The sequence below is a fragment of the Siccirubricoccus deserti genome (assembly GCF_014283215.1).
GTDB lineage: Bacteria > Pseudomonadota > Alphaproteobacteria > Acetobacterales > Acetobacteraceae > Siccirubricoccus > Siccirubricoccus deserti.
In genome coordinates, this window is the sequence record NZ_JACOMF010000004.1 from 25,528 (window position 1) to 43,275 (window position 17,748).

The window sequence follows — 17,748 nt, forward strand, 5'->3', positions numbered from 1 at the left end:
AGCATGCAGGCCCGCCGCCTTCGCCTGACGGTTGGGATTACCACCGCATTGCTGCTGGTCGCCCTGGCGATCGGCACGCATCTGCTCGTCGAACGGATGCGCAACACCGCCGAGTTGACCGCGCGGCAGACCGTGCAACGTGTCGCCCGGGTGATCGAAAGCACCATAAACCGGCAGTTCCTGGCCGTCGACGGCACCATGGCAGGGCTGCCCGCGGTGCTTGGCCAGGTCGTGCGCGATGAGCGGCTGGACTCTGGCGAGGCGAGCCGGCTTCTGCGCGAGTTGAATTTCCAGAATTTCAACTTTCGCGACATGGTATTGGTGCGCCCGGACGGCGAGCCCTGGGCATCGGCCCTCGCCGCCTCACGCGGCCGGGCATTGCCGTTGGATCCGGAGCGGCTGGCCGAGGCGCGGCAGATCGGTGCGGCGGTGGTCAGCGGGCCGGCCCGCAACCCGCTGACCGGCGAATGGGCGCTGTTCTTCCTGCGCGCCATCTCGCTGACCGGAACCGGCGAACTCATCGCCGTGGCCGAGGTGCCGCTGACCCTGATTGCCACCCTGCTGTCGCCGATCGGTGAGATGCCCGGCGTGCGGATGACGGTGGAGCGGGCGGATGGCACCGTCCTGGCGGTGCTGCCGCATGACGAGCCGCGGATGGGCCGCCGCCTGGAACGGCCACCGACGACTCTGCCGGCCGATGGCAGCGCGGTGCTGATGCCCGGCCGTTTCTCCGGCGACGAGGTCTTCGCCGCCGCCCGGCCGACGCTCTATCGCGAGGTGCATGTCGTCGCCAGCTATGAGGCGGATTACGCCTTCGCCGGCTGGACCCTGGATCGCCGGCGTCTGTTCGGCGTCGCCAGCGGCATCGCCGCGCTGCTGCTGCTGCTGGCACTGGCGCTCAACACGGCACTGCGGCAACGCGAGAAGATAGATGCCGAACGGGCGCGGGCGCGGGCGGTGCTGGAAAGCGCCATCGAGACGATGCCGGACGGCTTCGTGATGTTCGATGCCGATGACCGCCTGGTGATCTGCAACCAGCGCTACCGCGATCTCTACGCCGTCAGCGCCCCCTTCATCGTGCCGGGCGCCCTGTTCGAGGACATCATCCGCGAAGGTGCCCGCCTCGGCCAGTACCCGCAGGCCGGGGCGGACCACGAGCGCTTCGTCGCCAGCATCTGCGCCTGGCACCGCAACGATCAGCCGAGCATGGAACGTCTGCTGCCGGATGGCCGCTGGATCTTGGTGACGGAGCGCCGCACGCCGGATGGCGGTACCGTCGGCATCCGCACCGACATCACCGCGCTGAAGCATGCCATGGCCGATCTGGCCCAGGCGCGCGATGCGGCAGCGGCTGCCACTGAGGCGAAGTCGCGCTTTCTGGCGCGGATGAGCCATGAGCTGCGCACCCCGCTCAACGGCGTGCTCGGCCTTGCCCAGGCGCTGGCGCGCGACCCCGGCCTGTCCGGCGAGCAGCAGGCCAGGGCGCGCACGCTGGAAACCGCCGGGCGCCACTTGGTCGCGGTCGCCAATGACGTGCTGGACCTGGCCAAGGTCGAAGCCGGCCGTCTTGAGCTGAAGCTGGTACCGGCGAGGGTGCGGGAGGTGCTGGAAAGCTGCGCCGCACTGATCCGCCCGGCAGCGGAGGAGAAGCACGTCACCCTGGCAGTGCTGCATGATGCCACGCTGCCGCACGCGGTGGAGGTCGACCGCACCCGGATGCAGCAACTGCTGCTGAACCTGCTGTCGAATGCGGTGAAGTTCACCCCCGCCGGCGGCACGGTGGAACTGTCCGCGCAGCGGCTGCCTGACATCGATGCCGAGGGACGGGTCCTGGTGCGCCTGGAGGTACGGGACACCGGCCCGGGCGTGCCGGAGGCGCAGCGGCGCGCGGTGTTTGGCGATTTCGTTCAGCTCGATAGCGGCAGCCGGATGGGCGGCACCGGACTCGGCCTCGCCATCGCCGCCGGCATCGCCGGGCAGATGGATGGCAGGATCGGCTGCGGCGCCAATCCGGCGGGCCAGGGGGCGATGTTCTGGGTCGAGGTGCCGCTGCTACCGGCGGACATGCCGGACCAGCCGGAGTTGCAGCCGGCCACGGTCACCCGGGCGCCATTGCTGGTCCTGGTCGCGGATGACGTGCCAGCCAATCTGGCGGTGGCGCGCGCGCTGCTCGAATCCGCTGGCCATCAGGCATATTGCGTGAACGATGGCGTCCAGGCCGTGCAGGCGGTGACCGGTGGCTACGATGGGCGGCACTTTGACGTAGTGCTGATGGATGTGATGATGCCCGGGATGGATGGGCTGGAGGCCACACGCCGGATCCGCGCCCTACCGGGTGCGCAGGCCGAGGTGCCGATCCTGGCGGTCACGGCCAGTGCCTTCGCCGAGGATGTCGAGGCCTGCCGCAAGGCCGGGATGAATGCGCACCTGGCCAAGCCGATCGAGCGCGAGGCGTTGCTGACAGCGCTCGACCGCCTGACCGAGGAGCCGCGCGAGGCCGAGGACCAACCAACCCAGGGGACAGCGATGGATTTCCTCACCCTGCCGGTACTGACCCGGCGCGGCAGCGCGCCGCTGGCACTGCCGGGGCTCGATGACAAGGCGGCGCTGCGGCTGGCGCCGGAGTTCATCAGCGAGATTCGCGCTGCAGCGGAGGCGCTGGCCACGGCATCTGCCGAGGCGGTGCCGGAGCAGGCGGTGCTCCCGGCGGCGCATCGCCTGGCCGGGGCGGCGGCGACGCTCGGCGCCAACCGTCTTGCCGCCGCGGCACGCCACCTGCAGTCCGAGGCACAGCACCTGCCGCCGGATGAACGGCTGGCGCTGCGGGAGATGGTCCTGGCGATCGCCGCCGAGTCGCTGGAGGCGCTGGACGAGGCGATGGGGCGGCTGAAGGCGGAGCAGGCGGACAACGCCGCAGCCTGATCCCACCTTATCCGTGCGGCGCCCTGCTCCTCCGCACCCGCTGCCACCCCGACGCCGATACCGCTGCGTCTTGGAGGCAGACCTCGTTCACGGGCGAGCGTGAGACAAATGCCGGCGGGGCCGCGTTGGTCAGTTGGCACACTGCTCTATGCCTTCGGCACCAATGACATGCGCTTTGCCTCGGGTCAGGGCTTCGTCCGGCCGGAGGATTTTCCCGACTACTGCACTGGCGCCTTCGACTGGCTGATGCGGGAGTCGCGGGCGACGCCGAAGATGATGTCAGTCGGGCTGCACCTGCGCACTATCAACCGAGCGGGGCGGATCCGTGGGCTGGAACTGCTGCTGGACTATGTCACCCGCCAGCCCGGCGTCTGGATCACGAGGCGCTGCGACATCGCCCGGCATTGGCGGGTGCTCTCGGGGCTGCCGGTATAACCCGCGACTCCGGCCGGAGGCGGTGGCGCGCCGCATCGCGATCCTCGGCCGCTTCGCCGCGGCCGTAGCCTGCATGGCGGACAAGGTGGCCGCAGCCCCGCAAAGATCACCACCGCGGACAATGGGTTGTCCTTGCCTGGCAGCCGCCATCACGCCACGCTGGGGCGTTGTACTGAGGGATTCTTCATGGCTGAGTTTGACCTCGTCATCCGCAACGGCACGGTTGCCACTGCCAGCGACGTCTTCGCGGCCGATGTCGGCATTACCGATGGCCAGGTGGTGGCGCTGGCGCGTGGCCTCGGCCCCGGGACGCGCGAGATCGACGCGGATGGCAAGCTGGTGCTGCCCGGCGGCATCGACAGCCATACGCATATCGAGGAGCCGCGCGGCGGCCCCACGGTGAATGCCGATGATTTCGCCTCCGGCAGCGCCTCCGCCGCGGTGGGGGGAACCACCACCGTCATTGGCTTCGCCCGGCAGGCGCGCGGCGGATCGCTGGCCCAGGGCGTTGCCGAGCATCATGCGCGGGCCAGGAAAAGCCGCATCGACTACAGCTTCCACATGGTGTTGACCGACCCGCGGCCGGAGATCCTGACTGAGGAACTGCCGAAGCTGGTCGAGCAGGGCCACCGCAGCTTCAAAATCTTCCTAACCTACGAAGGCGCCCGCATCTCGGATGCCGAGGCGCTGCAGGTGCTGGCGACCGCGCGGCGGCTCGGCGCCCTGACCTGCATCCATGCCGAGAATCATGAGTTGATCGACTTCTACACCCAGGCGCTGCTCGCCGCCGGGCTGACCCGGCCGGTGCATCACGCCTGGGCCAAGCCGATGCTGGTCGAACGCGAATGCGTTCACCGCGTCTGCGCCATGGCGGAGGCGTTGGACGTGCCGATCCAGGTCTTCCACGTCAGCGGTCGCGAGAGCGCCGAGGAGATTGAGCGGGCGCAGCAGCGCGGCGTCCAGGTCTGGGGCGAAACCTGCACCCAGTATCTGGTGCTGAGCGCCGAGGACCTCGACCGGCCAGGCTTCGAGGGCGCGAAATACCTCTGCAGCCCGGCGCCACGTACCAAGGCGGATCAGGCGGCGCTGTGGGAGATGATCCGCCGCGGAGTCATCCAGAACGTCACCTCCGACCACGCCCCGACCCGCTTCGGCGGCAAGGACGGCAAGACCGCGGTCGGGCTGGATACGCCCTTCACCAGGATCCCCAATGGCGTGCCGGGGCTGGCGGCGCGCATGCCGATCCTGTTCAGCGAGGGGGTGGTGAAGGGCAGGATCGACCTTCCGACCTTCGTCTCCATCACCGCGACCCATGCGGCGAAGCTGTTCGGCCTGCACCCACGGAAGGGCAGCATCGCCATCGGCAGCGACGCCGATATCGCGATCTGGGATCCGGCGAAGCGGGTGACGATCACCGCGGCGACGGTGCAGGACGCTAATGACCACACGCCCTACGAGGGCTTCGAGGTGACTGGCTGGCCGGAAACAACGCTGGTCCGCGGTGTGCCAGTGGTCGAAGCTGGGCGCGTGGTCGGCGCGCCGGGTCACGGCCAGTTTCTGCCGCGCGGTCCCTATGGGATGATCAAGCCAAGCGGCGTCTTCCCGGGGCCGTTCAACCCGGTGGATGGCGTGGCGGTGTAGCAGGAACCGGCAAGACCCGAGTTCTCCCCGGAACGGAACCGACCACTGCAGGGCAGCATCGACCGGCTCTGAAGACAATGCGCTCGGGCGGATCGTCGTCCCGGCGGGACGACGATCCGCCCTGGACTCAACCTGGGCTGCCGCGCTCCCCGCCGCGCAGCCGCAGCGGCACGAAGCGCTGGCCCTGCGCGGTCTCGATCAGCAGCAGCGCGCTCGGCCGGTTCTGCTTGCGCAGCATCTCCAGGCGCTGCTGCACCTCCTGCGGCGTGCCGACCCGCTCCTGCTGCACTTCGACGATCACGTCACCGGGGCGCAGTTCGCGCTCCGCGGCCGGGCTATCTGGCGTGACCTCCATGATTACCACGCCGCGCTGCTCCGACCGCAGGCTGAACCGGTCGCGCAGCTCGGGCGTGATCGGCGCGACCCGCAGGCCAAGGCCGCTCAGCTCAGTCGGGCGGTTGGCTGCCGGCGGCGTCGCCGCGGCTTGCTGCTGCTCGCTCGGCAGCTCGCCGATGGTGACCGAAAGGGTCTGCTCCTTGCCGTCGCGCCAGACCACCACCGGCACCTCCCGGTCCACCGGCGTGTCGGCGACGATGCGCGGCAGGTGGCGCATCTCCCGCACCTCCTGCCCGTTGAAGCGGAGGATGATATCGCCATTGCGGATGCCGCCCTTGGCCGCCGGCCCATCATCCTGCGCCCGTGCCACCAGCGCGCCGCGGCCGCCGCCGGTCAGGCCGAGGCTCTCGGCAATCTCGTCGGTCACCTGCTGGATGTTGACGCCCAGCCAGCCACGCCGCACCCGCCCGCCTTCCTGCAGCTGCGCCACGATGTTGCGCGCCAGGTTGGAAGGGATGGAGAAGCCGATGCCAATGGAACCGCCGGTCGGCGAGTAGATGGCAGTGTTGATGCCGACCACCTGGCCCTGCAGGTTGAATAGCGGGCCACCGGAATTGCCGCGGTTGATCGCCGCATCGGTCTGAATGAAGTCATCGTAGAGCCCCTGGCGGATGTCACGGCCGCGGGCCGAGACGATGCCGGCGGTGACGGTGCCACCGAGGCCAAAGGGGTTGCCGATCGCCAACACCCAGTCGCCGACCTGTGCGGTATCGCTGTCGCCGAAGCGCACCGCGGTTAGCGGCTTGTCGGTCTTGATGCGCAGCACCGCGAGGTCAGTACGCGGGTCGGTGCCCAGCAGCTCGGCGCGGATGCTGGTGTTGTCCTGCAGGATGACGTTGATCTCGTCGGCGCCGTCGATGACGTGGTTGTTGGTCACCACGATGCCGGAGGCATCGATGACGAAGCCGGAGCCGAGCGACTGCGCCCGCCGCGGCCGCTGCTGTTCCGGGCTGCCCGGCTGGCCGGGGCGGTTGCGATTGAAGAAGTCGCGGAAGAATTCCTCGAAAGGGCTGCCGGGCGGGGCCTGCGGCTGATCCGGCGCATCCGGGCGTGGAGCGCCGCCGCGGCCCTGCGCATTCTGGGTGGTCGAGATGTTCACCACTGACGGCAGCAGTTGCCGGGCGAGCGGTGCGAAGGACGACGGCGCGTCCCGCATCGGCACGGCCGACGGCGCATTGGCCGAGGGATCGGCCGGGGGTATCGCGGCTGGTGGGCTGGCCGGCGCCTGGGCAAAAGCCGGCCCGAGGGGCAGTGTGGCAATCAGCGCGGCCACGGCAAGCGGGGGAAGGCGCATCGGGGACACCTCGGATTGGGGGCGGCAGTGCAGTATGGAACGCCCGCGACGCCCTGAAGGCTACGGCAGGCTGGGGCCGGAGGACACATCCTCCGGCCCGGGCCTCATTGCGGCGGGGCAGCGGCCGGCTGCGCCGGGGCCAGGGTAGCCGCAGGTTGCGCCGGCGCTGGGACGCGGGCGGCCTGGGGCGGAGCATCACCCATCTGCGGGATGGTCCGGAAGTAGCGGAAGAAGTCACTATCCGGGCTCAGCAGCAACCGGGCGTCGCCCTCCGAGAAGGCCTCGCGCATGGCCTGCATTGTTCGCCAGAACTGGAAGAACTCCGGGTCACGCTCGAAGGCTTCGGCGAAGATGCGGATGGCGGTCTGCTCGCCCTGGCCGCGCAGGATCTCTGACTGGGACTGTGCCTCGGCCAGCAGCACGGTGCGCTCGCGCTCGGCACTGGCGCGGATGCGCTGGGCCTGCTCGGCGCCCTCGGCGCGCTGCTCCCGTGCCACCCTTTCGCGTTCCGACTGCATGCGGGACAGGATGGCCTGGGTGTTCTCCTCCGGCAGGTCGGCGCGGCGGATGCGGACATCCGTCACCTCGATGCCAAAGCTCTGCGCCTCGCTGTTCACCCGCTGGCGGATCTCGCCCATGATGCGCGCCCGGTCGGCCGAGAGCACTGCCAGCAGCGTCTCGCTGCCGAGGGTGTTGCGGAGCGTGGAGGAGACGATCGGGCCGAGCCGCAGCCGGATGCCGGTCTCGGTCGCGCCCACCGTCTGGTAGAAGCGCAGCGGGTTGGTGATACGGTAGCGGGTGAAGGTGTCCACCACGATCCGCCGCTGATCACCGAGAATCACCTCCTGCCCCGGCGCGTCGAAATCCAGCAGCCGCCGGTCGAAGCCGATGACCGTCTGGATGAAGGGCACCTTCACGTTCAGCCCTGGTTCCTGCACCACCCGCTTCGGCTCGCCGAACTGGGTGATCAGCACCTGCTGGGTCTGGTGCACGGTGAACAGCGAGGAGGCGGTGATGAACAGCAGGACGACGAGGACGCCTGCCACCATGATCAGGCGGTTCATCGCGGCACCCCCGTGACGCCACGTTGGCCGCTCGGTGCCGGTGCGGGCGCGGTGGGTGCCCCTGGGCGTGGCGGCGCGGGGCGCTGCTGCGGGAGGGGTTCGCCGCCCAGGTTGAGGAAGGGCACCAGCCCCTGCAGCCGGTCATCCACGATGACCTTCGAATTGCGCCGCAGGATGTCCTCCATGGTCTCGAGATAGAGCCGTCGCATGGTAATGTCGCGGGCCTGCTGATAAGCGCCGAGCACGCTGATGAAGCGCTGCGCCTCGCCGCGGGCCCGGGCTTCCTGGCTGTCGCGGAAGCCCTGGGCTTCCTGCATCATCCGCTCCGCCTCGCCGCGGGCGCGGGGGATGATATCATTGCGGTAGGCCTCGGCCTCATTGCGCTGACGCTCGCGGTCCGCCGCGGCGCGCTGCACGTCGCGGAAGGCTTCGATGACTGCGGCGGGCGGGTCGACCTTCTGCAGCTGCACCTGGGTGATTGCCACGCCGGCGCCGTACTGGTCCATGATCGCCTGGGTGCCCTGGGCCACCTGGGTCTCAATCTGGCCGCGCGCCTCGGTCAGCGCTGGTTGGATCGGGGTGCGGCCGATCACCTCGCGCATCATGCTCTCGGCCGCCGATTTGATGGTGGTCTCGGGATTGCGGGTGTTGAACAGGAAGTCGCCGGCATCGCGGATGCGCCAGCGCACGACGAAGTCGATATCGATGATGTTCTCGTCGCCGGTCAGCATCAGCGATTCTTCGAGCACGTCACGCCCGACCGGGCCGCGCACAGCCGGCTGCTCGCCGGAGCGATAGCCGATGAACACCAGGTTCTCGGTGGTGACCCGTGGGGTCTGCACGCTCTCGATCGGCCAGGGGAGGTGGTAGTTCAGGCCGGGCAGCGTGGTGTTGCTGAAGGCGCCGAAGCGCAGGACCACGCCCTGCTCATCCGGCTGCACCCGGTAGATGCCGGAGGCCAGCCAGGCGCCGAGCAGCAGCACGAACAGCACACCTCCTGCCATGCCGCCGCCGCCGCCCTGGGGCAGCCAACCCAGCGTGCCGCGCACCCAGTCCTGGGCCTTGCGGATCAGCTCGTCGAGATCAGGGCCCGGGCCGCCGGGGCCGCGATTGCCACCACCTGGTGGGCTGGGCGGCGGCGTCCCCCACGGCCCGCCCGGTCGGGGGTTTCCCCAAGGGCTGGGTCCGCCGTTGTTCAGCGCCATCGTATGTGTCGGCCTCCGCTGGTCGTCGTTGCTGTTGCCGCCGGCGCCCGCCTTGGGGGCTGGATGCTTGGGCGGGGTCCAGCCATATGACACACCTTGCCGAACCGCGGGAGACGCGGCCGGCGGACGGCGCGCCCTATTCAGCGCGATATTGTCGGATGCGGGGAGCTTTTCAAGCGATGGGCGAGCAACTGGTGGACGCGGTCCAGGCGGCACTGCGGCAGCTCCGCGACCCCGTCAGCGGGCGTGACGTGGTGGAAGCCGGAGTATTGCAGGGCCTCACGGCACGCGATGGGATGGTGCAATTCGCCCTGGCCGTGCCGCGCGAGCGGGCGCGCGAGATGGAGCCGCTGCGCCAGCAGGCCGAGCAGATCGCTGCCGGCGTGCCGGGCGTGCTGAGTGCGACCGCGGTGCTGACCGCGCATCGCGAGCCGCAGGGGCCGAAGCCCGGCGGCGCCGGCCAGGCCGCGAAGCCCGCCTCCCCGGCCGGATCGCGGCCCGGCGCGAAGGCACCCGCCGGCCAGGGCCCGATGCTGCTGCCGGAGGTGCAGAAGATCGTCGCCGTCGCATCCGGCAAGGGCGGCGTCGGCAAATCCACCACGGCGGTCAACCTGGCGGTGGCGCTGGCGGCTCAGGGGCTGCGGGTCGGGCTGCTGGATGCCGACATCTACGGCCCTTCGCTGCCGCAGATGCTCGGGGCGCAGGAGAAGCCGCGCACCGAGGGGCAGCAGATCATCCCGCTGCAGCGCTGGGGGCTGAAGGCGATGTCGATCGGCTTCCTGGTGGATGCCGAGACGCCGATGATCTGGCGCGGCCCGATGGTGATGGGCGCGTTGGAGCAGCTGATGGGCCAGGTGGCCTGGGGCGCGCTCGACATCATGGTGGTGGACATGCCGCCCGGCACCGGTGATGCGCAGCTGACGATGTCACAGCGGGTGCCGCTGGCCGGCGCCGTCATCGTCTCCACGCCGCAGGATGTGGCCCTGCTCGATGCCCGGCGCGGGGTGAAGATGTTTGAGCGGGTGAACGTGCCGGTGCTCGGCGTCATCGAGAACATGAGCTTCTACTGCTGCCCGAATTGCGGCCACCGGGCGGACATCTTCGGCCATGGCGGGGCCCGGGCGGAGGCCGAGCGGATGGGCGTGGAATTCCTCGGCGAGCTGCCGCTGAAACTGGCGATCCGCGAATTGGCCGATGCCGGCACCCCGATCGTCGCGGCGCGGCCGGAGACCGAGGAGGCGGCCGCCTACATGCGCATCGCCGCGCGGCTCTGGGCCAAGCTGCAAGGCAGCGCGGCGACGGCGGGGCCGAGGATCATCATGGAGTAGACGAGAGCAGGCGCTCGGTTTCCGCCGCCCGCGGCATCGCCGCGCCGGTGCGGGTGCAGGCCAGGGCCGCGGCGGCGGAGGCGCGGCGCATCGCCGCCGCCAGCGGCAGGCCGCGATCGAGCGACGCGGCCAGCACGCCGCACCAGGCATCGCCGGCGCCGGTGGTGTCCACCGCCCGCACCGGGAAGGCCGGCGTGGCGATGACGCCGGCGGCGGTCGCCGCCTCCGCCCCCGCCTCGCCCAAGGTTACCGCCACCGGCACGCCGAGCGCCCGGTGCAGCGCCGGGGCGCTGGCGCCGCAGCCAAGCTGGGTGCCGAGCCAGGCAGCCTCATGCTCATTGGCGATCAGCAGATCGAGCGCCCCGAGCACATCGGCCGGCAGCGGCGCCGCCGGCGCCAGGTTCAGCAGCACCCGTGCGCCGCCGGCGCGGGCGCGGCGGATCAGCGCCGCATTCTCGGCCGCCGGCACCTCCATCTGCAGCAGCAGGAGGGTGCCCGGGGAGAGCGCCGCGGCTTCGACCTGGGCGGCCCGGGCCTCACGATTCGCTCCGCTGCCGACGGCGATCTGGTTGCGCCCGGCCGGGTCGACGAGCACCGCGGCACAGGCGGTCGGCGCCGCGACCCAGGCGAGGCGGGCGAGATCCACCCCGGCGTCCCGCAGGCCGGACAGCGCCACCTCGGCCAGCGCATCCTCGCCCACCGCGCCGGCGAAGGCGGTGGGGGCGCCGTCCCGCGCCGCGGCGACAGCTTGGTTGGCGCCCTTGCCGCCCGGCAGCATGGCGTGGCGCGGGCTGAGGACAGTTTCGCCCGGCGCCGGCAAGCCCGGCAAGGCAAAGACGAGGTCGGTGTTGACGGAGCCGAAGACGAGCACGGACATGCCCGGGCATCACAGCACGGCGCGGCCGGAGGCGATACGCCCGCCGCGCGCCAGGGCCACGGGCGGCGGTTCGTCGGGTGGCCGGGAAGCAGGCCGATCGCCTTCTGGAAATCAACTTAGAGGCGTTCGTTCCACGACATGACTCGCGCCTCGGAGCCTGCGATCGGCCCCGTCACACGCGTAGGCTGATGGGCCGAATGGAAGCGCGCTGGCCACTGGATTGGCACGGTTCCGCGGCTCCTGCAGGATCCGGCACGCTGACTGCCGCTGCGCTTGCGTCACTCTGCGAAAGCGGCACGCTACGAGGGCAAGGTCGGTGCCTTTTCATATACCGCCTTATTACAGTTGCTTACTTGGCGTTTATCAAAATTCACTCAAGCACCAGGACTGCAGTTCAAGAAATCATTCCGGGGATATGCTGGAATTATAATTTCACGGTGATTAACTCTTGCGATGCCAGATCATTCACGCTCTCTTATATCATCAGGTTGCATTCATTCCGCAGGACTCTCCCAATGAGCGAGGCTACAGGGTCTTATACCCATAGTGCGATGGACCAGCTGGTCCGAATGCAACTGAAGAAATGGCCGCAACGCCCGCCGGGCGTGGTCGCCAGCCCCAAGCAACCGGGGACCTGGCTGCGCGGGCGCCCTGGCGACCCCTCTATCGCCGCCCATCCTTTCCTCAAGCTGCCTGGCTCCAACCGACTGCGGACCCTGCCCGATGGTCTGTGGCTGCATTTCAGCACCTCCTCCACCGACCCCTATGTGGACATCCTCTGCATCGAGGCATGCTCCTCGTTTCAGAACCTGCTCGACAAGCGCTCCCGCTTCGCCCCCAGCACCTCCTCGCTGCTGGCCTTCTGCCCGGTGCCATGGCTGCTGGCGCCGCTGCAGCCGCACGACCCCACGCCCAGGTGGCAGCTGATCCGCATGCTGAAGACCGAACCGACGCTGCCGCTGATCCTGCCGGTGCGTGATGTCCGCGTGGTCTTCGGCCTGAAGAGCCGGCATTACGACGGCTTCGCTCGCAGCCAAGTGGCGCAGCCACATGAATTCTTCTGTCCGATGGAAGCGCTGACCGCGGAGCACGGGCATGAGGATCCGGACATGCGGGCGCTGATGTCGCGCGCGACCGCAGCCTCCAACTTCATGCGGCTGCCCGGTTAGGGCAGCATGCTCCCTCTGACGAAGGGGATTCAGATAGGATGCAACGGATTCTCGGGGTGCTGGGTGGCATGGGGCCACTGGCCAGCGCGCAATTCATGGTCCGCCTTACGCTGCTGACGCCCGCGGAGCGTGACCAGGACCATGTGCCGGCGGTGCTGTGGTCCGACCCTCGGATCCCGGACCGGAGCGCCGCCCGGCTGGCGGGCGGCGAGGACCCCCTGCCCGCCCTGCTGCATGGCCTGCGCGGGCTGGAGGCGGCCGGCGCCGGGGCCATCGCGATCCCCTGCAACACCGCGCATGGCTGGTTCGACGAGATGCAGGCAGCGACCAGCCTGCCGATCCTGCACATCGTTGATGCCGCGGCGGCGGAGCTTGCCCGGCTCGGCGTGCGGGCGGGGCCGATCGGTGTCATGGGCACCACCGGCACCCTGGCGATGCGACTCTACCAGGACCGGCTGGCGGATCGCGGCTACGAGTGCCTGGTGCCGGAGCCGGAGGAAATGGCGCGGCAGGTCACGCCGGCGATCGGGCTGGTGAAGGCGAACCGGGTAGCGGAGGCTTATGGCCCGCTTGCCGAGGTGGCGGCGGCGCTGATGGCGCGCGGTGCCCGGGCGGTGGTGCTCGGCTGCACCGAGATTCCGCTCGGCATCGCTGCCGGGCCGGCGCTTCCCTTCCCGGTGGCCAGCACCATCGATGCCCTGGCGCGCGTCTCCATCGATTGGGCGCGGGGCTGAGGCCGCGAAGGATGCGATCCTTGAGAGGGCCGAGTGCTGCGTTCAGGCATCCGACGGCGGCACGCCATCGGCATGAGAGCGGTTGAGGCGGCCATGCAGGCTACCGACCGGAGATCCTGACCTCCGGCGGTCAGGGAGGTGTTGGGCTGCGCTGGCGCTTCGCCCGGCGTCAGTCGCAGTCGCAGCCGTCGGTCGGGCCCTCATCGCCGCGCACGACATGGTGGTCGATCCATTCGGCGACCAGGCGCCGTGCCTCCTGCACCGAGGATTCCGGATGGTGCACGCGGTAGAGGGTGGTGCAGGCGCGGAAGGCCATCAGGTCGTCGGAACCGGTCTCCCGCAGTTCGCGGTAGGCGGTCACCACGGCACGCTCGCAACGGCGGAGGGTGACACTGACGTCGGTCGCCAAACGCCCCATTCCCGGAATCCTCCACCTGCAACTCAGTTGCGAGTCATTCGCAATAGCGCGTTACTCTAACGGCATGGATGTGGCTCGACAAGCCTCAAAGCGGCTTGATCCGAGCCACTTGGCCGCAAGAGGTCCTACACATGGACGGGCGGGATCCGATGCCGGGTGAGGCAGGCGCGCCACGCCTCCTCAACCGGCCTGCGAACCGGCCGCCCGCCGCGCGATTCAGCCGCGGCCGACGACCTCCGCCAGGGCCTTGCCCACATCCACCGTGCCCGCCTGGCCACCCATGTCGCGGGTCCGCGGGCCGCCGTCGCGCAGCATGGTCTCGATGGCATCGGTGATGGCATCTGCCGCGGCTTTCTCGCCCAGATGCTCCAGCATCATCGCGCCGGACCAGATCTGGCCGATCGGGTTGCAGATCCACTTGCCGGCGATGTCGGGCGCCGAGCCGTGCACCGGCTCGAACATGCTGGGGAAGGTCTTCTCCGGGTTGATGTTGGCGCTGGCGGCGATGCCGATCGAGCCCGCCACCGCCGGCCCCAGGTCGCTCAGGATGTCGCCGAACAGGTTGGAGCCGACGACCACGTCGAACCAGTCGGGATGCTGGACGAAATGCGCGCAGAGGATGTCGATGTGGAATTGGTCGGTGGTCACCTCCGGGTAGGCCTTCGCCATCTCGGCGAAGCGCTCGTCCCAATAGGGCATGGTGAAGGTGATGCCGTTCGACTTGGTGGCGCTGGTCACCTTCTTGCGCTTGCGGGTCATCGCCAGTTCGAAGGCGTATTTCATCACCCGGTCGCAGCCGATGCGGGTGAGGATCGATTGCTGAGAGACGAATTCGCGGTCGGTGCCTGGGAACATCCGGCCGCCGACGCTGCTGTACTCGCCCTCGGTATTCTCCCGCACCACGTAGAAGTCGATGTCGGCCGGACCGCGGTTGGCCAGCGGCGTGGTGGCGCCGGGCAGCAGCTTGCAGGGGCGCAGGTTCACATACTGGTCAAAGCCGCGACGAATCGGGATCAGCAGCCCCCAGAGCGAGACATGGTCCGGCACCCCGGGCCAGCCGACGGCGCCGAGGAAGACGCTGTCCGACTGCTTCAGCCGGTCCAGCCCATCCTCCGGCATCATCTTGCCGGTCTGCGCATAGGTCTCGCAGGACCAGTCGTAATGGGTCAGCTCCAGCTCGAAGCCGAAGCGGCGGGCGGCGGCGTCCAGCACACGCAAGCCCTCGGGCGTGGTTTCCTTGCCGATCCCATCTCCCGGGATGACGGCGATGCGGTGCTTGCGGGCCATGGCGGCAGATCCTCCGGATTTCCCGCGCAGCATGACGCGGGCGGGGCCGGGGCTCAACCGGGCGGGGTAGCGCGTAACGCCCCTAGCCCTTGGGCCCCGCCATCGCCTAAATCGGGCCATGCCCCACACCGCCGAGAGCCTCGCCCCCTACGCCGATTTCATCCTCCGGGACGCGGCCATCCCCGAGCTGCCGAACCACTACCGTGGCAAGGTGCGGGAGAATTACGACCTGCCGGACGGCAGCCGCATCATCATCGCCACCGACCGGCTGAGCGCCTTCGACCGGATTATCACCGCGGTGCCGCTGAAGGGGCAGGTGCTGACCCAGCTCGCCCGCTTCTGGTTCGACCGCACCGGCGATCTCTGCCCCAACCATGTGATCGGCTACCCCGACCCCAATGTGCTGCTGTGCCGGCGGCTGACGATCATGCCGGTCGAGGTGGTGGTGCGGGACTACCTGGCCGGCACCACCTCCACCGCCATCCTCACCATGTACCAGGCCGGGCGGCGGGAGATGTACGGCCACCGCTTCCCGGACGGGTTGCGGCCCAACCAGAAGCTGCCGGCGACCATCATCACCCCGACCACCAAGGCCTTCGACGCCGGCGGGCATGACGAGGAGCTGACGGCGGAGCGCATCCTCTCCACCGGGCTGCTGACCGCGGCGCAGTGGGAGGAGGTCTCGGCCCGCGCCCTGGCGCTGTTCGCCCGCGGGCGGGAGATGGCGGCGAAGCAGGGGCTGATCCTGGTCGACACCAAATACGAGTTCGGCTTTGACGCTGATGGCAAGATCGTTCTGGCCGACGAGATCCACACCCCGGACAGCAGCCGCTACTGGTTCGCCGGCAGCTATCCCGAACGCTTCACCGCCGGCGAGGCGCCCGAGAGCTTCGACAAGGATTTCGTCCGCCGTTGGGTGGTCGCCCGCTGCGACCCCTACAAGGACCCGGTCCCGGAGATCCCCACCGAGGTGAACCTGGCAGCGGCGCAACGCTATATCCAGGCCTTCGAAACCATCACCGGCACGGATTTCCCGCTGCCGCCGAGGGACCAGCCGGTGCTGGCCCGCATCAGGGCGAACCTGCAGCCCTTCTTCTGAGCACCGCCAGCAGCGGCACGGCCAGCGCCACCACCCCGGCCCAGAGCGCCGGCCGCAGCCCGAAAGTGACATCCAGATTGGCTTCAAGGATACGCGCCGCCGGCAGGTTGGTGGCCAGCGCGTACCAGGCGAATTCGATCAGCGCCCCGCCCAGCGCCGCCACCGGCGCCAGCGCCAGCAGCGCCAGCGGCCGCGCCCGCCACCCCGCCGGCAGCAGCCGCCAAGCCAGCAGCCAGACCAGCAGCCCAGCCACCAGCACCGCTTCCCACAGCGCTGATTTCGACTGCAGGAAGAAGTGGAAGCAGCCGAGCAGGGCGATCGGCCAGATCAGCAGGTGCAGCCGCTTCCAGCCTCGGCCGAGGTGGCGGACCCAGCCATCGGTCGAGGTCCAGCCCAGCGCCACCAGCCCCAGCAATCCGACGAAGCCGATGGTCAGGTAGAAGCGCCGCAGGATCTCCGCGCCGATGTGAAGCAGCCGGAAATTCTCGTTCGCCACATACATGCCGAGGTGCAGCAGCGCATAGGCCAGGGTGCCGAGCCCAAGCATCCGCCGCAGCCCCGCCAGCTGCGGCAGCGCCAGGATGCGCGCCAGCGGGGTCACCGCCAGGGTCACCAGCAGCAGCCTGATGGTCCAGAGGCCGATCTCCCGCAGCCCCTCCTTCCAGGGCTCGGGCCCGAGGCCATGGCTCGCCGCCAGCCAACCTACCCAGGCGGCCGGGGCCAACAGCAGGGCGAAAGTCACGGCCCGCGTCGCCGAGAAGCGCCGGCGCTGGTCCTGCCAGGGCCAGCGGAAGGCGCGGGCGCGGCCGGCGGGCAGCGCCGGCGGGAAGGCGGCGCGGAGAAGAAGCTGCATCATGCTGGCTCTTTCGCCCGATGCGCCGCCCCCGTTACCGTCCCCCCTCACAGCAAGCCTCGAATGGCGATGGCCGCAGCCACCCTGCCGGTCTCGTCCAGCGCCGGCCGGGCGAAGGGCGCCGGCGCCGCCGCCAGCGGCCGGGCCTGGCCGGCGGCAACCAGGCTCTCGGCCAGCCGCCGATGCCGCGAACCGAGCCCGCCAGGATCGGCGATGAAGACCGGGGCGAGGGTCGCTAGCGCCTCCGACAGCATGGAGACGCTGTCGCCGGTCACCACCACCGCATCCGCCCAGGCGAGGAAGCCGACATAGGGGTTGGGGCCCGCCTCCCCTGCCCGGTACAGCCGGTGCGGCACGCCGGCGAGGGCCATGGCCATGGCCTCGGCGGCGGCGGGGCCGCTGCGGCGGCTGGTGCTGGCCATGACGCTGCCGGCGAAGCCGGCGACCCGGGCGGCGATGGCGGCGGCGGCGGCAGGCGCCATCGGCCCCTGCCGACCGGGCTTGCCACCGACCAGCAAGGCGACCCTCGGCGCCGGCAACGCTGCCAGCGCCGCCCATTCGGCCCGCGCCACGGCCAGCCGGGCCGGGGCCAGCCGGTGGCAGGCGCCGAGGATCGGCAGGATGTTCGGCGCCTCCGGCGGGCCATCGTGCCGGCCGATGACCAGCAGATCGAACGCCGCCGCGCCGAACCCCGGCCGCATGCAATGCACGGTGCGGGCGCCGCGCCGGCCGAGCCAGAGCGCCACCGGCGCCGCCCGCCGTCCGGCCGAGAGCACCAACCGCGGCCAGGGCGGCCCGCCGAGGCCGGCGCGCGCCGCGGCGGTCAGCCCGGCCAGGGTCGGCAGCGGCCAGGGCAGCCGCGCCAGCGGACCCCAGGCGAGCGGGTGAATGGCGAAGCCGAGGCCCAGCCGCTCGGCGATGCCGAGCGCCTGCGCCGCCGTCCCGGCCCGCGGGTCGGCCAGGACCCAGACCTGGTCGGTGGCCGGACCCGCGCGGCGCGGTGCTTCGGGTGTGGCTTCCCTCATG

At 70.2% G+C, this 17,748-nt stretch carries 15 protein-coding genes; 7 read left to right on the forward strand and 8 right to left on the reverse strand.

Annotated features, from left to right (window positions below):
* Positions 1 to 3: 3 nt before the first annotated feature.
* The 3 genes from H7965_RS04890 (at position 4) to hydA (ending at position 4,998) form a co-directional block, all read left to right on the forward strand.
* On the forward strand, positions 4 to 2,922 hold the full coding sequence (locus H7965_RS04890; protein ID WP_186769431.1) for a PAS-domain containing protein: 2,919 nt from the start codon (positions 4 to 6) through the stop codon (positions 2,920 to 2,922).
* A 168-nt stretch (positions 2,923 to 3,090) separates the two neighbouring features.
* Positions 3,091 to 3,357, forward strand: coding sequence for a polysaccharide deacetylase family protein (locus H7965_RS04895; RefSeq protein ID WP_186769432.1), 267 nt, complete (start codon positions 3,091 to 3,093; stop codon positions 3,355 to 3,357).
* A gap of 186 nt (positions 3,358 to 3,543) precedes the next feature.
* Complete coding sequence (gene hydA / locus H7965_RS04900) at positions 3,544 to 4,998, forward strand: dihydropyrimidinase (protein WP_186769433.1); 1,455 nt, start codon at positions 3,544 to 3,546, stop codon at positions 4,996 to 4,998.
* Between the two features lie 127 nt (positions 4,999 to 5,125).
* Here the strand turns inward: hydA and H7965_RS04905 are convergent, their stop codons facing one another.
* From H7965_RS04905 to hflK, 3 genes are all read right to left on the reverse strand, one after another.
* On the reverse strand, positions 5,126 to 6,688 hold the full coding sequence (locus H7965_RS04905) for a DegQ family serine endoprotease (protein WP_186769434.1): 1,563 nt from the start codon (positions 6,686 to 6,688) through the stop codon (positions 5,126 to 5,128).
* Between the two features lie 104 nt (positions 6,689 to 6,792).
* A complete protein-coding gene (gene hflC / locus H7965_RS04910) occupies positions 6,793 to 7,752 on the reverse strand; it encodes a protease modulator HflC (protein ID WP_186769435.1) in 960 nt (319 codons plus the stop codon).
* The gene (hflK, locus tag H7965_RS04915) at positions 7,749 to 8,957 is read right to left on the reverse strand and encodes an FtsH protease activity modulator HflK (protein ID WP_186769436.1); all 1,209 of its coding nucleotides are present in this window, start codon (positions 8,955 to 8,957) and stop codon (positions 7,749 to 7,751) included. The genes hflC and hflK overlap by 4 nt, the downstream gene beginning before the upstream one ends.
* Positions 8,958 to 9,136: 179 nt before the next feature.
* Here hflK and H7965_RS04920 point away from each other — a divergent pair, with 179 nt between their 5' ends.
* Positions 9,137 to 10,285 (forward strand): Mrp/NBP35 family ATP-binding protein, encoded by a 1,149-nt coding sequence (locus H7965_RS04920; protein ID WP_186769437.1) that lies wholly within the window; start codon positions 9,137 to 9,139, stop codon positions 10,283 to 10,285.
* Here H7965_RS04920 and H7965_RS04925 read toward each other — a convergent pair.
* Positions 10,275 to 11,162 carry a ribokinase gene (locus tag H7965_RS04925; RefSeq protein WP_186769438.1) on the reverse strand — a complete coding sequence of 296 codons (888 nt, stop codon included), beginning with the start codon at positions 11,160 to 11,162 and terminating at the stop codon, positions 10,275 to 10,277. The genes H7965_RS04920 and H7965_RS04925 overlap by 11 nt on opposite strands.
* A 569-nt stretch (positions 11,163 to 11,731) precedes the next feature.
* Between H7965_RS04925 and H7965_RS04930 the strand changes: the two genes are divergently transcribed.
* Both H7965_RS04930 and cuyB read left to right on the forward strand, forming a co-directional pair.
* Entirely contained in the window at positions 11,732 to 12,331 is a 600-nt protein-coding gene (locus tag H7965_RS04930; protein ID WP_229682464.1) for a hypothetical protein, read from the forward strand.
* 38 nt (positions 12,332 to 12,369) lie between these two features.
* Complete coding sequence (cuyB, locus tag H7965_RS04935) at positions 12,370 to 13,065, forward strand: cysteate racemase (protein ID WP_186769440.1); 696 nt, start codon at positions 12,370 to 12,372, stop codon at positions 13,063 to 13,065.
* 169 nt (positions 13,066 to 13,234) lie between these two features.
* Here cuyB and H7965_RS04940 read toward each other — a convergent pair whose 3' ends face one another.
* Entirely contained in the window at positions 13,235 to 13,483 is a 249-nt protein-coding gene (locus H7965_RS04940; protein WP_186769441.1) for a hypothetical protein, read from the reverse strand.
* Positions 13,484 to 13,699: 216 nt separating this feature from the next.
* Positions 13,700 to 14,770 carry a tartrate dehydrogenase gene (locus tag H7965_RS04945; RefSeq protein ID WP_186769442.1) on the reverse strand — a complete coding sequence of 357 codons (1,071 nt, stop codon included), beginning with the start codon at positions 14,768 to 14,770 and terminating at the stop codon, positions 13,700 to 13,702.
* Between the two features lie 118 nt (positions 14,771 to 14,888).
* Between H7965_RS04945 and H7965_RS04950 the strand changes: the two genes are divergently transcribed.
* Positions 14,889 to 15,869: a phosphoribosylaminoimidazolesuccinocarboxamide synthase gene (locus H7965_RS04950; RefSeq protein ID WP_186769443.1), complete on the forward strand. Its 981-nt coding sequence runs from the start codon at positions 14,889 to 14,891 to the stop codon at positions 15,867 to 15,869.
* Here H7965_RS04950 and H7965_RS04955 read toward each other — a convergent pair.
* Positions 15,841 to 16,722 carry a protein-methionine-sulfoxide reductase heme-binding subunit MsrQ gene (locus H7965_RS04955; RefSeq protein WP_186769444.1) on the reverse strand — a complete coding sequence of 294 codons (882 nt, stop codon included), beginning with the start codon at positions 16,720 to 16,722 and terminating at the stop codon, positions 15,841 to 15,843. The two genes, H7965_RS04950 and H7965_RS04955, sit on opposite strands and share 29 nt — an antisense overlap.
* Positions 16,723 to 16,769: 47 nt before the next feature.
* A complete protein-coding gene (locus H7965_RS04960; RefSeq protein WP_186769445.1) occupies positions 16,770 to 17,747 on the reverse strand; it encodes a mitochondrial fission ELM1 family protein in 978 nt (325 codons plus the stop codon).
* Between the last annotated feature and the right edge of the window lies 1 nt (position 17,748).